Source organism: Lacticaseibacillus sp. 30, from assembly GCF_053819265.1.
Genome location: NZ_JBSOQX010000003.1, coordinates 148633 through 166710 on the forward strand (window position 1 = coordinate 148633; position 18078 = coordinate 166710).

An 18078-nucleotide genomic window follows, 5' to 3' on the forward strand; every position below is an offset into this window, starting at 1 on the left:
ATGATTACTCATTGGTTTTGTTTTTTTGATCAATGGCTATATCCTTATTGGCCTGATCCTGCGTTGCCTTTAACAATTCAAGTTGCTGGCGGGTTTCAGTGAGTTGATTGACCATTTCACCCAGAACCTCAACGGTGAGTCGTTGGCTCTCAAATAAGTTGGGGTTGTCATCTGAAATAATGTGATCCAACTTTGAGTGTAACAGTCGGATTTCTTCTTCTGATTTTAGATTGACATGATAATCATTTTTCGCTTCTAAGCGATCATATTCGGCCGCTCGATTTTGGCTCATCATAATGAGTGGTGCTTGCAAAGCAGCGATCATGCTCAGAAATAAGTTAAGCAAAATGAAAGGAAATGGATCGAATTTCGCTCCGAAAATGCCGACCGTATTCAGGATCATCCACACAATCATAAAACCAGAAAAAATGATAATGAATGGCCAAGATCCGGCATATTTAGCAACGGCATCGGCAATTCGCTCGCCAAAAGTAATCGTCGCTTCCATGTTGTCGTAAACATTGGTCAGCTGAAAGTTGTCTTTGACCAAAGCCTGCGACATTTTTCGATTGATTTTATCATGCGCACGCGCATCTTGCCGTTGTTGGCGCCGCATGCGTTCTAGCCGATAAGTCAGAAGGTGAGGATTGCAGATGAAACTGTTCTTAGTCGCCTTCGGATAGTCGTTTCTGATGATATTGGCCAACTTAGGCTCCAAGTCGCTTAAGAAAAGGCCATCGCTAATCGCATAGACTTTACCGTCAACCAAGCAGGTTGCAGTTTGAGGATTGATCAAGACTTATTTTCCTTTCTTAATTCAGCAGATTCATTCAATTCTTTTCTCGGCAACATGACCATGGCGGATGCCATAGCTGAAGTAGATGACAAGTCCGAAGGCAAACCAGATCAGACTCATAATCCAAGTTTCGACACTTAACTGGGTCATCAATAGCAGACAAAACAGAAAAGAAATAATCGGCGTCACTGGATACCCAGGAACCTTGAAACCTTCATTGTTAAAGGCTTGATGTCGGCGCAAGGGGATGATGCCAATTGAGACGAAGGCAAAAGCAATTAAGGTGCCGATATTGACGAGGTTGACTAGTTGCGTGAGTGGCACAAGGCCGCCCATGATCGCAATGATCAAAACCACAGTCCACAACGCATTTTTAGGCAGATGGCCTTTAACGTGACCAAACCAACGGGGTAACAGTCCGTCACGGCCGATCGCATAAATCAACCTTGATGAGCTGTAGATCATGGTGACCATCATGGTGAACATACCAGCCAAGGCGCCTACCGAAATGATACCGCCAACGCTACGCAGATGCACGGCGCTCAAGGCAAAAGCAACTGGATCGGCCACATCTAATTTGGTGAATGGTACCATGCCGGTCAAAACAATCGCGACTAACACATACAAAATGGTGGCAATGACTAAAGTGCCGATGATGCCGCGTGGTAGCGTATGTTGCGGATTTTTGACCTCTGGTGCTGAAGCAGACACGGCGTCAAAGCCGAGATAGGCAAAGAAAACCATCGCAGCACCGGCAAGTACGCCTTTTGCACCAAATGGCAAATATGGATGCCAGTTAGCTGGCTGAACGTAAAAAAAGCCAACGACAATAAAAATGGCAATAATGAGTAACTTCACTAATACCATTAAACGATTAATCGCCATGGAGGACTGCATACCGCGTGACAACATGACACCAATGATAAGAACAACAATGACCGCAATCAGATTCACATAAGTGCCGTGAATCGGCGAAAACGGACCGGCAATGGCTGCTGGCAAAGTGATGTGAAAGCCTTGTAGAAGACTAGCGAAATACGCAGAAAAACTGGTTGAAACCGCGGCAACTGCCAGCATATATTCCAAAATAAGTGCCCAGCCAATAATCCATCCAAAGACTTGACCAAACACGAGATTGCCGTAAGCATAAGCCGAGCCGGCAACTGGCAGAGCCGATGCAAATTCGGCATAACACATAGCCGCTAGCGAGCAGACGATGGCAGCCAAAATAAAAGCAATCGTGATCGCTGGTCCGCTGGTAGTCGCCGCTACTGTTCCGGGAAGAATAAAGATTCCCGTACCTATGACGGCGCCAATACCTAACGCGATCAGGTCACGCGTTGTTAAACTGCGTGTCAGTAAATGATCAGCATTGAGTGCGGCCTGAACATCAGGTTTTCGGGTCATCTGTTTCCAAAGATTCATGAATCAAGCTCACTTTCTGTATTGAATAAAAAGGAAAAAGGTTCGACTAGCGAACCTTAAACTTCTCCGTGTTCCTTTTCTTCCAGATATTTCTTCTTGTCAGGCACATACTTGTACTCTGGATTGATCGCGTAATCGAGCGCGTTAAAGTTTTCCTGCAGCTTGTCACTAAAAGCGGCAAGGGCTTCGTCGGTCAGCTTACCTTTAGGCGGTTCAACAGGTGCACCGAAGCGCACAATCGCAGGCTTACGTTTAAATAATGACCAAAAAGAACCAGGTCCTTGATAAACAGCTGGGACGATGGGGGCTTTGGCTAGCTTTGCAATGAGAATCGCGCCACCTTTCATATCAGCCGAATAGCGAGAGCCAGTTGGGAAAATCATGAGCGCTTTGTGTTCGTCTTTTAACGCACGAACCGGTACTTTAATCGCGCTAGGACCGGGATGGGCTCGATCAACTGGAAAGGCGCCCACTTTGACTAACAGCCAGCGCATTAAAGGATTCTTGAACAATTCACTTTTGGCCATAAATGAAAAATGATGCGGCCACGAAGCCAGTGCTAGAAAAACGGGATCGAGCCACGTACGGTGCGGCGCAACCAAAACAAACGGCCCTTCAGGTAGCTGCTGTTTGTTTTGAGTTTGGGCGTGGCCATTGATGAGCCAGATTAAACCGGCAATGATATAACGCAGAAAACTATAAAACATGGCTTATTCTTCCTTCATGGATAAACTTTGTGGTAAATTATACCATTGTATAGCGCACTTCGGAGGAAAAAGGTGTTCGTGATGTCATTATTACCAGGTGAACGGGTTGATGTTCTGGCCAGTCGCCACATTAAAATCATTCAGAGTTCAGCCGTTTTTTCATTCTCACTGGATGCGGTTCTTTTGGCCAACTTCGCCGAGGTCAAGCGGCACAGCCGGGTGGTCGATCTGGCCGCCGGGAACGGTGCTGTCGGACTTTTTTTGGCAAGGGACACGGACCAGCAGGTGACCATGGTTGAATTACAGCCGCGCCTAGCTGATATGGCGAAGCGAAGTGTGGCGCTGAATCAACTTCAAAATGTGACTGTTCAAGTCGGTGATTTAGCTGATGCCACCCAAATGGTTGCCAAAGATTCAGTCGACATCGTCACCTGCAATCCACCTTATTTTAAAGTGAGTTCGCAAAGTATCACTAATCCAAATGATCATTTAGCCTTGGCTCGGCACGAATTAACGACTGATTTTGCCACCGTAGCACGCGTCAGCGCGGATTTATTGAAATATCAAGGTAAAGCCTTTTATGTTCATCGACCTGAACGACTGGCCGAACTACTGACGACTTTGACGGTGGTCGGCTTGGCGCCGAAACGGTTGCAGTTCATTCATCCGCGGGAAGATCGCGAGGCGAATATGGTATTAATCGAAGCCATCAAAGCCGGTCGACCAAACGGGATTCGAATTATGCCACCATTGATCGTTCACGAAGCGGATGGCACATACTCGTCATCGGTGAGGAGGTTGCTGAATGGCGACTAAAACGTATTACTTTTACGTGTTGTTATGCGCAGATGGCAGTTTTTATGGCGGCTTCACCGATGATGTCAAAGCGCGTGTGGCCACGCATAATGCCGGGAAAGGCGCTAAATACACTGCCCAACGACTTCCGGTCCGCTTGTTGTACCACGAAGCCTTTGCGGACAAGCATGATGCGCTCTCGGCAGAATGGCATTTCAAACATCAGACCCGGCATCGTAAGGAAGTCTTTTTGGAAGATCATCAGGTTGATTGGCGATAAACAGGATTGATGTCAATTAAATGATTTAACGAATGATGCAATGGTCAACTGGTGCTCAGGTTCTAGAATAGAAAGCAGAGAGTTGGCGGAGCGGCGATGGGCTCAGCACTGACGTTGGTCTAGGTGGAGCGGTTTTCTCCACCTAGACCAAGGCCGAGCTTCAAGACCGCGGGTTTTGCGGGCTTGAAGTCGTGCCAGTGCGTTCCAGCCCAATCGCCGCGGAGCCAGCTCGGACTACCGGAGATTACCCACCAAGAATAGAACTGAAGCAAAGATTACCTTCTTGCAGTTGCTTCAAAAACGCGTTCTCAGGCGCAGAAATCTGATCACGCTCCGAAACGCGATCACCACCCCAGAAACCGGGGTGGTGATCGCTCTTGTCAAAGTCAAGAAAAGTCTGTATAATCTTCTAAGTGCGATATGCACAAACCACATTGATGATTGATCGTGAGTGGGGTGCTTCGATTGAAGTCCACTTGCGAGGAGACGTCGTCAAGAGGAATAAAACCATAATGGAGGAACAAACGCATGGCAGTATTAAGTATGAAACAGCTTCTTGAAGCTGGTGTACATTTTGGTCATCAGACCCGTCGTTGGAACCCTAAGATGAAGCCGTATATCTTTACGGAACGTAATGGCATCTACATCATCGATCTGCAAAAGACCGTTAAGATGATCGACGACGCTTACAATTTTGTTAAAGAAGAAGCTCAAAACGGTGGTGTCTTCTTGTTCGTTGGGACCAAGAAACAGGCCCAAGACGCAATTGCTGAAGAAGCAACTCGTGCCGGTCAATACTATGTCAACCATCGTTGGTTGGGTGGTACTTTGACTAACTGGAACACGATCCAGACTCGGATCAAGCGTCTCAAGGATATCAAGAAGATGGCCACAGATGGCACCTTTGATGTTCTTCCTAAGAAGGAAGTTTCTCTTCTTAAGAAGCAACAAGATAAGCTTGAGAAGTTCTTGGGCGGTATCGAAGACATGCCTCGCATTCCAGACGTGTTGTTCATCGTTGACCCACGCAAGGAAAAGATTGCTGTTCAGGAAGCACAAAAACTGAACATTCCGATCGTTGCGATGGTTGATACTAACACCGACCCTGACGACATTGACGTGATCATTCCTTCTAACGACGATGCTATCCGTGCCGTTCGTCTGATTACTTCTAAGATGGCAGATGCTATCATTGAAGGCAATCAGGGTGAAGATCAAGACGACGCTCAGGAACAACAAGTAGCTGCCGACAAAAAGGCTGATTCCATGGAAGATATCGTGGAAGCCGTTGAAGGCGACAACAAAAGTGCAAAATAATTAATTAAACAATAGGCTGTCTGAGGGTTTCGCATACTGCAAGATCTGCAGGCAGCCTTTTTTAAATCAAGGAGGATCAGATCCATGGCTCAAATTACTGCTGCACAAGTTAAGGAATTACGCGATCGGACACAAGTCGGCATGATGGATGCTAAAAAGGCACTGGTTGCGGCTGATGGCGATATGGACAAAGCTATTGATGTTTTGCGTGAAAAGGGCTTGGCCAAGGCTGCTAAAAAGAGCGGCAATATTGCCGCCGAAGGTTTAGCCGAAATTGCGGTTAACGGTAATACCGCTGCAATTATCGAAGTTAACTCCGAAACAGACTTTGTTGCTTCGAATGATCAGTTCAAGGACTACGTTAATAATGTTGCTGCAGCGATTGCGGCTAATAAGCCAGCCGACCTTGAAGCTGCTAAGGCAACCAAGATGAGTGATGGCCAGACAGTTGACGAAGGTGCAATTGCCTTAACCACAGTTATCGGCGAAAAGATCAGCCTGCGTCGCTTCCAAGTTGTTGAAAAGACAGACAACGAACACTTTGGCAAGTATCTGCACAATGGTGGCCAAATCGCAGCCTTGACCGTTATCGAAGGCGCAGATGACGACACTGCCAAAGATGTCGCGATGCATGTTGCTGCCATCAATCCTGAATATTTGGATCGGACCAAGGTACCGGCAGAAGAATTGAAGCATCAAACCGATATCTTTACAGAAGAAACCAAAAACGAAGGCAAGCCAGAAAAGATCGTGCCACGTATCGTTGAAGGCCGTGTTAACAAGTGGCTCGGCGAAATTTCCCTTGTGGACCAAGAATTCGTCAAGGATCCTGACCAAACCGTTGCTAAGTACGTTGCTGCAAAAGGCGGCAAGGTGAAGGGCTTCGTTCGTTATGAAGTCGGCGAAGGTATTGAAAAGAAACAAGAAAACTTTGCTGATGAAGTGATGGATCAGATTAAGGGTTAATTGCTTGAAGGGACACTGTCAACTCGGCAGCGTCCCTTTTTACTTATCTTGAAAAATTAAAAACGTCCGTTCTTTTCCGCGCTATACACCGTGTGACTGCGTGTTTTTGGGGTACCCTGATCCGTGGTGAGGGAAAATAACGGTCCGCAATTCTCAATTTCAAATCAGCTTCTTTCCGCAGAAACCCTGCGACTATGGTAAAATAGTGCCAGCAACCAACGGAGGTATAGGATACATGGTCAAATATAACCGGATCGTATTAAAAATCAGCGGTGAAGCGCTGGCAGGTGAGGCTGGCTTCGGCATCAAGCCACCGGTCATTGCGACGATCGCAAAGCAAATTAAAGAAGTGCACGAACTTGGGGTTCAAATTGCCATTGTTTGTGGCGGCGGCAACATCTGGCGCGGCGAAACAGGCGCCGAAATGGGAATGGAACGTGCGCAGGCCGATTACATGGGCATGTTGGCAACGGTCATGAATGCATTAGCATTGCAGGACAACTTGGAAAGTCAAGGCGTTCCGACTCGCGTTCAAACATCCATTGAAATGCGGCAAATTGCTGAACCATATATTCGGCGCAAGGCAATCCGTCATCTAGAAAAAGGTCGCGTGGTTATTTTTGCTGGTGGTACCGGGAATCCGTACTTTAGCACGGACACAACCGCTGCCTTACGCGCCGCAGAAATTGGCGCTGATGTCATTCTGATGGCGAAAAACAATGTTGATGGGGTTTACTCTGCTGATCCGAATAAGGATACGCATGCAGTGAAGTACGAAAGTCTGACCCACATGGACATTATCAATAAGGATCTCAAAGTCATGGACTCAACAGCCAGCACCTTGTCCATGGACAACGACATCGATTTGGTCGTCTTTAACCTCAATGAGCCAGGCAACATCAAACGCGTGGTTGAAGGCCAGAAGATTGGCACAACAATCGAAGGGAGAAGCTAATGGCAAATCAAATCATTGATCAAGCAAAAGTAAATATGGGTAAAACTGAAGAATCGTTGCAACGCGAACTTGGCAATATTCGAGCAGGCCGAGCAAACGCCAGTCTGTTGAATCAGATTACGGTGGAATATTATGGTGCACCGACACCGCTCAACCAAATGGCGGCCATTACGATTCCAGAGCCGCGTGTTCTGCAAGTGAGCCCATATGACAAGTCCTCATTAAAGAACATCGAAACCGCGCTTAATGCCAGTGATCTAGGCATCAACCCAGCAAACGATGGCGATGTCATTCGTTTGGTCATTCCACAATTAACCGGCGAACGGCGTAAAGAAATTGCCAAAGAAGTCGGCAAATACTCTGAAAGCGCCAAAATCGCGGTCCGCAACATTCGCCGTGAAGGTCTCGACAAACTCAAGCGCCAAGAAAAAGACGGTGACATCACCGAAGACGACTTGCATCGCTTAGAAAAAGACATGCAAAAGGCTACTGATGACGCTACCAAGCGCATCGATGAAATCGCTGCGGCTAAAGAAAAAGAAATTACTGAAGTTTAATTTCAGCGGCCAACAAAAAGGCTGGGACATAATTCTCAGTCAGACAATAAAAAGGAACAATTTTCGATTTGAAAAATTGTTCCTTTTTGGTTTCTCATGAAATATTTACTGCGATTTTAAAAACCGTAGTGCCAAGGCGGAGCAATCGTAGGCCAGATGGGGCTCAGCCGTGCAAACAACACAGCGACGGGCTGTGGAGCTGATGTTGTTAGGCGACTTCGAGACCGGTTTTTGGGCTCGAAGCGCCGTCTCCGCTCTAGCTCCGCGTCGCCACCCCAGCTGGCCGGAGATTGCGGAGTTTGGCACGGCAAGCATATTTTATGCCTAGAACCTTCCGACGATTAATCGACATTTAATGGTCACAAGTCTTGCGAGGAAATTATGGCTCACCCTTTTCCTATACCTTAATGGCACCTGTTGTCCAGATCCGTGTTACTAATAAAATATCCCCACTTATACCCGCGCTAGTTCGCGCTCTGCCTCTTTTTCTGCTACAATCGTTAAAGACATTTGGTGCAAGGACACCATCGACGTTATGAGGAGGCACCGATTTTGGCCACATCCAAGGCTTCTAAAGTTAAACTTGATCCCGCGCGAATTCCCGCTCATATTGCGATCATCATGGACGGCAATGGCCGGTGGGCGAAACGCCGCTTTTTACCGCGTGTTGCCGGTCATAAACAAGGCATGCAAAATGTCAAAACGATCACCAAAGCTGCCAGTCGCTTAGGGGTTAAAGTTTTGACCTTGTATGCTTTTTCAACGGAAAACTGGAAGCGGCCGGGTTCAGAGGTCAATTACCTCATGCGCCTGCCGGTTGATTTTTTCAATGACTTCATGCCTGACTTGATCAAGGAAAATGTTAAAGTTGAGGTGATGGGCGAACTGGACGACTTGCCGCCGCAAACGCGTCAAGCAAGTGAAAAAGCCATGGCTGACACCGCCAATAATACCGGCATGATTCTTAACTTTGCATTGAATTATGGCGGACGTGACGAGCTTGTCCATGCAGCACAAAAGCTCGCTAAACAAGTTCAGGAAGGCGAGTTATTTCCGGATGATATTGATGACCGTCACTTTGCCAATGCGTTGATGACCGGATTTCTTGGCGACCTAGCTGATCCGGACTTATTGATTCGCACCAGCGGCGAACTGCGAATTTCAAATTTCTTGCTTTGGCAGATTGCTTACAGTGAGTTGGTATTCGTGGATGATTATTGGCCAGACTTTTCGCCTGCAGCTCTAGAAGCAGCGATTGCTGAATATCAGGCACGGGACCGCCGATTTGGCGGGTTAAAAAAATAAAACAGCTATTTTTTGGTAATGGAGGATTTATTACGATGAAACAACGGGTCATTACGGCAGTCGTTGCCTTGGCTATCTTTATACCGATTTTGATTGCTGGTGGCGGTTGGATTGATATTGCCGGTGCAGTTTTAGCAGTGATCGCTTTGTCAGAAGTGTTTATCATGCGGAAACGAATTCTGGTTTCGGCTGATTATCTAATCGCTGCTCTTGGTGTGCTGGTGGTTGTTCTGCCTAACAGTTTTTTCCGCTGGCTGCCTGCTTTTCTTGGACGAATCGATTTAATATATATTGCGGTAGCGCTGTTGCTATTCCTGACCGTCACGACCAAGAATAAAACTACCTTTGATGACATTGGTGTGTCAGTATTGTCCTTCTTTTATATTGGCACCGGGTTTCATTATCTGATTAGTGTTCGTAATGATGCTGGCTTGGACACCTTGATGTTTGCTTTGCTGATCGTGTGGCTGACGGACACTGGGGCTTATATGATTGGCCGTAAGTTGGGCCGTCATAAGTTGTGGCCGGCTATCAGTCCTAATAAAACCATCGAAGGCAGTCTTGGCGGGATTGCACTGGCGTTGATCACCGCCGCCATCTATCTGATGTTCTTCCCGCAGTACTATACCTTCTGGCCGATGATGGGGATCGCCCTATTTTTGTCCGTTATCGGTCAGATTGGGGATCTAATCGAATCTGCTTTGAAACGCTTCTATGGCGTCAAAGATTCCGGCAAGATTCTTCCAGGGCACGGTGGGATTCTCGACCGTTTTGACAGTTTGTTGCTGGTTTTGCCGATGCTGCATCTGTTTGGCATTGTCTAACCATTAAGGAGATTTTATGACCACTATCATCGCCTTTATCGTTATCTTCTGCATTCTTGTGGTAGTTCACGAGTTTGGCCATTTTTACTTTGCAAAACGCAGCGGCATTCTAGTCCGGGAATTTTCGATCGGTATGGGCCCGAAGCTGTGGGCGTCGCACAAGAACAATACGACCTACACGCTGCGGTTGCTACCACTTGGCGGATACGTCCGCATGGCTGGCTGGCAAGATGAGGAGGACGAGATTAAACCCGGGACGATGCTGAGCCTGATTCTTAACGATCAAGGCAAGGTTGTCCGGATCAATGCCAGTGACAAAACGACTTTGGCCGGCGGAATGCCGGTTCAAGTGAGTCGCGTCGATTTAGTTAAGGATTTGGTGATTGAAGGTTATCCAAACGGGGATGAAACAGCCTTGCAAACTTGGCAGGTTGACCACGATGCGACGATCATTGAAGAAGACGGAACCGAGGTTCAGATCGCGCCAGAAGACGTTCAGTTTCAAAACGCCCCGGTTTGGCGCCGATTATTGGTCAACTTCGCCGGTCCGATGAATAACTTCTTACTCGCGATTCTAGCTTTTATTATTTACGGTCTGTTTTTTGGTGTTCAGGTGCTCAATACCAACCAAATCGGAACAGTTGTGCCAGGTTATCCAGCCGCAGAAGCTGGTCTTAAGTCCAATGCGACGGTGCAAACGATTGACGGTCAAAAAATGTCATCATTCACGGATCTTTCAAAGATCGTCAGTAAAAATGCCGGTAAATCAGTGACATTTACCGTGAAGGAAAACGGTAAAAGCAAGAACATCGTGATCAAGCCGAATAAAGAAGGCAAGATCGGGGTTGAAGCACACGTCGATAAGTCCCCAGCAAATGCCATTCCTTTTGGCTTTTCTCAAACTTGGAATTTGGCTGTCCGCACTTGGGACGTGCTCAAATCCATGGTGACCGGCGGCTTTTCACTCAATAAACTGGCTGGCCCGGTTGGTATTTATACCATGACGAGTCAAAGTGCCAAAGGCGGTATTCAAGGATTACTCTTCTTTATGGGTTACTTGAGTCTCGGCTTAGGGATTACCAATTTGTTGCCGATTCCAGTGCTTGATGGTGGTAAAATTCTTTTGAACCTGATCGAAATTATTCGCCGTAAGCCATTAAAACCGGAAACGGAAGGCGTTGTGACCATGATTGGCTTGGGCCTGATGGTTCTATTAATGCTAGCGGTCACAATCAACGATATCATGCGCTACTTTTAAAATATTCTAGCTTTGGAGGCTGACATGAAACAATCACGGATGTTTATTCCCACAGAAAAAGAAGTACCGAGCTCAGCGGAGGCCAAGTCGCATAAGATGATGTTGCGGTCTGGCTTTGTGCGTCAGATTCAAGCAGGCGTTTATGCTTATTTACCACTTGCGGAACGCGTTTTAGCACGGATTGAAGCCATTATTGACGATGAAATGACCAAAATCGATGCTGTTAAAATGAAAATGCCTGTCCTCTTGCCAGCTGAATTATGGGAAGAATCCGGACGTTATGAAACTTACGGTCCTAATTTATTTAAATTGAAGAATCGTCAGGACCGGAAAATGATCTTAGGCCCGACGCACGAAGAAACCTTCACCGATTTGGTCCGTAATGAATTAAAATCCTACAAGCGGATGCCATTGGTGTTGTATCAAATTCAGGATAAGTTTCGTGATGAAGATCGTCCGCGTTATGGTGTTTTACGTGGTCGGGAATTCATCATGCAAGATGCTTATTCCTTTACTAGTAATGACCAGGATTTGGATACCATTTATCGGCAGATGGAACATGCTTATACCAATATCTTTGATCGGTTAGGCTTGCGCTATCGGTCGATCATCGGTGACGGCGGTGCCATGGGTGGTAAGGATTCAAAAGAATTTTCCGCGATTGCTGATATTGGTGAAGATACGATTGTTTATTCAGATAGTTCTGACTATGCAGCGAACCTTGAAATGGCAACCAGCATGGCGTTGCCAAAACAAGGGGTCGAAGAACAGGCAGCGCTCGAACCTGTTGATACTAAGGATGCCAAAACGATCGCTGAAGTCGCTGAATTCTTGAAGGTACCAGAAAAGAAATTGATCAAGGCTGTCCTTTTCATGGCTGATGGCGCACCGGTATTGGCCTTGGTTCGTGGTGACTATGAAGTCAATCCGACTAAGTTAAAGAATTTGTTGAATGCTGACTTTCTTGATATGGCGACACCTGAACAAGTGCAGACCGTGATGCACGCAGAAGTCGGTAATATTGGGCCGGTAAATGTCGATAAAGACGTGCGGATCATTGCCGACAATAGTCTAAGCGATCTGACTAATCTTGTCGCAGGGGCTAATAAAGCGCACACGCATTTGCTTAACGTCAATTTTGATCGTGATGTTACCCCGGAAACCTATGCCGATATTCGATTTGTGACTGAAGGTGAAGTTTCTCCGGATGGCCAAGGTGTCCTGAAGTTTACACGCGGGATTGAAATTGGCCACATCTTCAAATTAGGAACCCGATACACGGAAACTATGGGAGCTAATTTTCTTGACGAGAATGGCCGCAGTCAACCGATCATCATGGGTTCATATGGGATTGGCGTTTCCCGTCTGCTTTCTGCGATTGCGGAACAGCAAGCAGATGAACACGGGCTAGTTTGGCCAACCACGATTGCCCCGTTTGATATTCATCTCATTCCAGTTAATCTGAAGCGCGAAGAACAAAAGTCACTGACGGCTTCGATTGAAACAATGCTAGAAGATGCAGGTTACAGTGTTTTGGTTGATGATCGTAACGAACGCCCAGGGGTTAAGTTCGCAGATTCTGATTTGATTGGTGTACCATTACGTGTCACGGTCGGTAAAAAAGCGGTTGACGAGATTGTTGAACTGAAACTGCGTAAAACCGGCGAGACAATCGAAGTTAAAAAAGAAGAATTGATCAGCTCGATCAAGATTCTGATGGGTCAGCTGAATAAGCAAGAGCAAGATAATTGATAGACTGAGGAGACGACTGAAGCAGCTGCTTTGGTCGTTACCTGCCATCTAAGAGGGGTGCACAATTTGGCTTTATCCCAACATGAGATGTTTGAAAAATTATTGGATCAACTCGACTTGGCGGCAGATGTCCGACAAGATCCTTCGTTGACCAGCGGCACGGTACAAAACGTGACCATTCATGAACAATCTCGGCGTTATGATTTCACTTTGGGGTTTGACGCGATCCTGCCATTTCAGATTTTCAATGCAATTGCGACCAAGTTGCCGTTAGTGTTTCAACAGATTGCTGCGACTGATTTATCGGTGGTGGTAACCCAGCCAACCATTACTGACGAGTTATTAGCTCAATATTGGCAGTACGTCGTGACCCATGCCGAAATTGGGACAGGAATTGTTCGCGAGTTATGTGAAAAACAAGTGCCAACACTTGAGAATGATCGTGCTGTGATCAAAACCGAAAATGAGCAAATTCGGCAATACTTGATTCAGCAAGGGCTCGGTAAGCTCGAAGAAACTTATCGTCAGGTTGGCTTCTCTGGCTTACGGATGCAAGCCGAAGTTGATGAGGAACAAGCAGCCCAATCGATGGCGGCTTTTCAGGCTCAAAGAGCTGAAGAAACCGCTAAAATGGCCAAGGCTGCTGCAGAAGTAGTGAAGCAGCAAGCGGCTAAACAAAAACAAGTTCAAACTGACGGCCCAGTTCAAATGGGGCGGCAGATGAAAATGACCGATGCCCCGCAACAAATGGTGACCATCACGCAAGAGGAACGTTCAGTGACGGTTGAAGGCTATGTTTTTGATGTTGAGGTTCGGGAACTGCGGTCTAAGCGGCAGTTACTAATTTTCAAAGTGACTGACTATAGCTCCAGCTTCATTGCAAAAAAATTCAGCAATGGTCCAGAAGATGAAGCCATGTTTGCGCGGATTCAAAAAGGTCAGTGGCTACGCGTGCGAGGCAGTGTTCAAGAGGACAACTATTCCCGTGAGCTGACGATTAATGCACAGGATATTCAAACTGTCTCCCATCCGGACCCAACCGATGATGCTGAAGGTGAGAAACGCGTTGAATTACATCTGCACACCAATATGAGTCAAATGGACGCTATGAATCCAATTAGCGACTATGTGAAGCGGGCTAAAGAGTGGGGGCATAAGGCGATTGCTGTCACTGACCATGCAGGTTTGCAGGCTTATCCAGAGGCGCATTCAGCCGCTGTCAAAGCCGGTTTAAAAATGCTCTATGGCGTCGAGATAAACTTAGTTGATGATGGCACGCCGGTTGCTTACCGAGCAGATGAGCCGCGTGATTTAGCCAGCGCTGAATATGTGGTTTTTGACGTTGAAACCACTGGCTTATCAGCGGTTTACGACAAAGTGATTGAATTGGCTGCCGTCAAAATGAAAGACGGCAAAGTGATTGATCAATTCGAAGAAATGATCGATCCGGGTTTCCCACTTTCTGAACTGACGATCAATTTGACACATATCACTGATGACATGGTGCATGGATCGAAGTCTGAAGTCGACGTTTTCAAATTGTTTCAGCAGTTTTGCGATGGTGCCATTATGGTGGGTCATAATGTGACTTTCGATGTTGGCTTTTTGGATAATGGTTATGAGCGGCATGGATTGGCGGATATTGACAATCCGGTCATCGATACCTTGGAATTGTCGCGGATGCTGCATCCAGAACGGAAGAATCACAAGCTCGATACCTTGGCGAAGCAGTACAAAGTCAGCCTAGAACATCATCATCGCGCTAATGCCGATGCCGAGGCAACTGGTTATCTGCTTTATGCTTTGGAAAAAGAAGCGGCCAAGATGTATGGCATGACGACCCTCAATCAGTTGAATGATCGGGTTGGGGCGGGGGATGCCTATAAAGCTGCACGGCCAAGTCACGCGATTGTTTTTGCGAAAACACAAGCGGGATTGAAAAACCTTTTCAAATTAGTATCGTTGTCTAATGTTAAGTACTTCTATCGGGTGCCACGGGTGCCACGCAGTCAGCTGCAAAAACTGCGTGAAGGCTTGTTAGTTGGTTCGGCTTGTTCCAGCGGCGAAGTTTTCACAGCAATGATGCAAAAAGGCGAAGCGGAGGCCCGCGCCAAAGCGTCATTCTATGATTATCTAGAAGTGCAACCATTACCTGTCTATCAACCTTTGATCGAGGCTGGTTTGATCAAAGGCGAGGCACATCTAAAAGATATTATTCAAAAAATCATCAAAATCGGATCGGAACTGGAAAAACCAGTCGTAGCGACAGGCGACGCCCACTATTTGGATCAACATGACGCGATTTATCGACAGATTCTGATTCATAGTCAAGGCGGAGCCAATCCACTCAATCGCCACAGTTTGCCAGATGTGCATTTTCGTTCGACAAGTGAGATGCTGACCGATTTTAGTTGGCTTGGGGAAGAGAAGGCCCACGAGCTGGTAGTTGATAATTCTAACTTGATTGCCAACTGGGTTGACGATGATATTACGCCGGTGAAGGATAAGCTTTACACACCTGAAGTACCTGGGGTGGAAGAAAATCTGAAACATGACGTGATGACCACGGCGCATGAATTGTATGGCGATCCTTTACCAGACATTGTGGCGCAGCGACTCGATAAAGAACTAAAAAGTATCATCGGTAACGGGTTCTCTGTTATTTACAACATCGCGCAACGACTGGTTTTGAAGTCCAATAAAGACGGATACTTGGTTGGCTCTCGAGGATCAGTTGGGTCCAGTCTAGCCGCAACGATGGCCGGCATTACTGAGGTTAATCCTCTGCCGCCGCATTATCGTTGTCCTAACTGTCAATACAGCGAATTCTTCACTCATGGCGAAATCGGGTCCGGTTTTGATTTGCCAGATAAACAATGCCCTAAATGCGGCGCTGATTTGCATAAAGATGGCCACGATATTCCGTTTGAAACTTTCTTAGGCTTCCACGGTGATAAAGTGCCGGATATTGATCTGAATTTCTCGGGTGACTATCAGCCAATTGCACATAACTATATCAAAGTCATGTTCGGTGAGGATCATAGTTTCCGTGCTGGGACCATTGGCACGGTTGCAGACAAAACGGCGTATGGTTATGTTAAAGCATATGAACGTGACACGGGACAGCAACTGCGCGGTGCCGAGATTGATCGGCTGGCGCAAGGTGACACGGGGGTTAAACGTACCACTGGGCAACACCCGGCAGGTATTTTGATCGTGCCCGCTGACATGGATATTTATGATTTCACACCGATTCAGTACCCAGCTGATGATCAAAATGCTGCCTGGATGACCACGCACTTTGATTTCCATTCCATCCATGACAATATTTTGAAAATGGACGTGCTGGGGCATGATGACCCGACGATGATCCGGATGCTGCAAGATTTGTCCGGGGTTGAGCCAAAATCAATTCCAACGGACGATCCTGGCGTCATGGCTCTTTTTTCTGGTACCAAGAGTCTGGGTGTCACGCCGGAACAGATTAACTCGAAAATGGGGACGTTAGGCATTCCGGAATTTGGGACGCGTTTTGTTCGCGGAATGCTTGAGGAAACCAAGCCAACAACTTTCAGCGAACTGTTACAGATTTCCGGTTTGTCTCACGGGACCGATGTTTGGTTAGGTAACGCTGAAGAACTGATTAAGCAAGGCATTGTCACGCTTAAAGAAGTCATTGGTTGTCGTGACAACATTATGATGGACTTGATTCACTGGGGCATGGAAGATTCAATGGCCTTTAACATCATGGAACATGTGCGTAAAGGTCGCGGTATTCCAGATGATTGGCAAAAGGCAATGCGTGAAAACGAGAACGTGCCTGATTGGTATATCGAGTCCTGCTTAAAGATCAAGTACATGTTTCCGAAAGCACATGCGACCGCCTATATCTTAATGGCGTTACGAATTGCTTGGTTCAAGGTCCATTACCCGTTGATCTATTACACGGCATATTTCTCGGTTCGAGCTGAAGACTTTGATCTTGCCGCCATGAGTCATGGCAAGGAAGCAGTCAAAGCGGCCATGAAGGAGATTACCGATAAGGGCATGGATGCCTCTACCAAGGAAAAGCAGTTGTTGACGGTTTTGGAAATCGCCAATGAATGTCTCGAACGCGGCTTTAAGATTAAAATGATTGATGTCACGAAGTCGGATTCGCACAATTTCTTGATTCAGGATGATCACACGATTCTGGCACCATTCCGGGCTGTTCCGGGCCTGGGCGATAACGTTGCCAAGCAAATCGTGGCCGCTCGTGAAGAAAAACCATTCCTGTCCAAGGAAGATCTGGCTAATCGTGGTAAGGTTTCGAAAACGTTGATTGATTATATGACAACAAACCATGTCTTGGATGACTTGCCAGACGAAAACCAATTATCGCTATTTGACGGTTTATTCTAGGCTTAATGCGGTTTCATGCAAACTGTCATGAATGTTTAGAAAAAATGCGATGAATTGGCTTACAGGCTTACTAGCACAAAGGTCTGCTAGTTTGCAAGTAGTCACAATCTATGGTATTGTATCAATAGTAATGTAAGGTTCTGGCGTTGAGTGAGCAGCGATGCTCACTCTTTTTATTGGCGAACGTCACCATGTTCGCATCTGGAGACGTCAGAAGTGTTAGTCTTGAATGAGAAAGTAAAGGAGGCGGTGGCTTGAGTACGCAATCGGTTGTTGAAACCGTGACCGCTTTGGTCAAACCGATTTTGGACGACCATCATTTTTACCTCACGGATGTCGAGTTTGTGAAGGAAGGCGGCGGGTGGTACCTGCGCGTGTATATTGACAAGACAGGCGGCATTACACTGGACGAATGTGTGATGGTCAGTGAAGCCTTGTCAGAAAAGCTAGATGCCATGGATCCCGATCCAATCCCGCAGCAATATTTCCTTGAGGTTTCAAGTCCTGGTGCAGAACGGCCCTTGAAACATGAAACTGATTATGAACAAGCAGTTGGCGACTATATCCATGTCTCTTTATTCAAGAAACTGGACGGCAAGAAGGTTTTTGAAGGGACTTTAAAGGAGCTATTGCCTGACCAGTTGACATTGACGGTCAAAGATAAGAGCCGCAAGTTCGATCAGGTCATTGACCGGCAGTTGATCGCTTCAGCGCGGTTGGCGATCGAGTTCTAGTGGAGG

General features: G+C 46.7%; 15 protein-coding genes. 12 read left to right on the forward strand and 3 right to left on the reverse strand.

Annotated elements, in window-relative coordinates:
- Nucleotides 1-4: 4 nt before the first annotated feature.
- From ACWPAB_RS03380 to ACWPAB_RS03390, 3 genes are read right to left on the reverse strand one after another with little or no spacing between them, the layout of a single operon-like run.
- Entirely contained in the window at nucleotides 5-796 is a 792-nt protein-coding gene (locus ACWPAB_RS03380) for a DUF1003 domain-containing protein (protein WP_003564777.1), read from the reverse strand.
- Between the two features lie 30 nt (nucleotides 797-826).
- Nucleotides 827-2221, reverse strand: coding sequence for an amino acid permease (locus ACWPAB_RS03385; RefSeq protein WP_003579435.1), 1395 nt, complete (start codon nucleotides 2219-2221; stop codon nucleotides 827-829).
- Nucleotides 2222-2277: 56 nt separating this feature from the next.
- The gene (locus ACWPAB_RS03390; RefSeq protein ID WP_003575293.1) at nucleotides 2278-2928 is read right to left on the reverse strand and encodes a lysophospholipid acyltransferase family protein; all 651 of its coding nucleotides are present in this window, start codon (nucleotides 2926-2928) and stop codon (nucleotides 2278-2280) included.
- Between the two features lie 81 nt (nucleotides 2929-3009).
- Between ACWPAB_RS03390 and ACWPAB_RS03395 the strand changes: the two genes are divergently transcribed.
- The 12 genes from ACWPAB_RS03395 (at nucleotide 3010) to rimP (ending at nucleotide 18072) form a co-directional block, all read left to right on the forward strand.
- Nucleotides 3010-3744 carry a tRNA1(Val) (adenine(37)-N6)-methyltransferase gene (locus ACWPAB_RS03395; protein WP_003588024.1) on the forward strand — a complete coding sequence of 245 codons (735 nt, stop codon included), beginning with the start codon at nucleotides 3010-3012 and terminating at the stop codon, nucleotides 3742-3744.
- Complete coding sequence (locus ACWPAB_RS03400) at nucleotides 3734-4003, forward strand: GIY-YIG nuclease family protein (protein ID WP_003575291.1); 270 nt, start codon at nucleotides 3734-3736, stop codon at nucleotides 4001-4003. The genes ACWPAB_RS03395 and ACWPAB_RS03400 overlap by 11 nt, the downstream gene beginning before the upstream one ends.
- Before the next feature lie 528 nt (nucleotides 4004-4531).
- Nucleotides 4532-5320 (forward strand): 30S ribosomal protein S2, encoded by a 789-nt coding sequence (gene rpsB / locus ACWPAB_RS03405; protein ID WP_003565810.1) that lies wholly within the window; start codon nucleotides 4532-4534, stop codon nucleotides 5318-5320.
- An 84-nt stretch (nucleotides 5321-5404) separates the two neighbouring features.
- Nucleotides 5405-6286, forward strand: coding sequence for a translation elongation factor Ts (tsf, locus tag ACWPAB_RS03410; protein ID WP_003565808.1), 882 nt, complete (start codon nucleotides 5405-5407; stop codon nucleotides 6284-6286).
- Between the two features lie 235 nt (nucleotides 6287-6521).
- The gene (gene pyrH / locus ACWPAB_RS03415) at nucleotides 6522-7241 is read left to right on the forward strand and encodes a UMP kinase (RefSeq protein ID WP_003565806.1); all 720 of its coding nucleotides are present in this window, start codon (nucleotides 6522-6524) and stop codon (nucleotides 7239-7241) included.
- Nucleotides 7241-7798, forward strand: a complete 558-nt coding sequence (frr, locus tag ACWPAB_RS03420; protein ID WP_003565804.1) for a ribosome recycling factor — start codon at nucleotides 7241-7243, stop codon at nucleotides 7796-7798. Before pyrH ends, frr begins: the two co-directional genes overlap by 1 nt.
- Before the next feature lie 552 nt (nucleotides 7799-8350).
- Nucleotides 8351-9103 (forward strand): isoprenyl transferase, encoded by a 753-nt coding sequence (locus ACWPAB_RS03425; RefSeq protein ID WP_003588020.1) that lies wholly within the window; start codon nucleotides 8351-8353, stop codon nucleotides 9101-9103.
- A 35-nt stretch (nucleotides 9104-9138) separates the two neighbouring features.
- Complete coding sequence (locus ACWPAB_RS03430) at nucleotides 9139-9927, forward strand: phosphatidate cytidylyltransferase (RefSeq protein WP_003565800.1); 789 nt, start codon at nucleotides 9139-9141, stop codon at nucleotides 9925-9927.
- Nucleotides 9928-9943: 16 nt separating this feature from the next.
- Nucleotides 9944-11185, forward strand: coding sequence for an RIP metalloprotease RseP (gene rseP, locus ACWPAB_RS03435; RefSeq protein WP_003565798.1), 1242 nt, complete (start codon nucleotides 9944-9946; stop codon nucleotides 11183-11185).
- A gap of 24 nt (nucleotides 11186-11209) precedes the next feature.
- Nucleotides 11210-12937: a proline--tRNA ligase gene (locus tag ACWPAB_RS03440; protein WP_003575285.1), complete on the forward strand. Its 1728-nt coding sequence runs from the start codon at nucleotides 11210-11212 to the stop codon at nucleotides 12935-12937.
- Nucleotides 12938-13003: 66 nt separating this feature from the next.
- Entirely contained in the window at nucleotides 13004-17338 is a 4335-nt protein-coding gene (locus ACWPAB_RS03445) for a PolC-type DNA polymerase III (protein WP_003584565.1), read from the forward strand.
- Nucleotides 17339-17592: 254 nt separating this feature from the next.
- On the forward strand, nucleotides 17593-18072 hold the full coding sequence (gene rimP, locus ACWPAB_RS03450) for a ribosome maturation factor RimP (RefSeq protein WP_003565790.1): 480 nt from the start codon (nucleotides 17593-17595) through the stop codon (nucleotides 18070-18072).
- The last annotated feature ends 6 nt before the right edge of the window (nucleotides 18073-18078 follow it).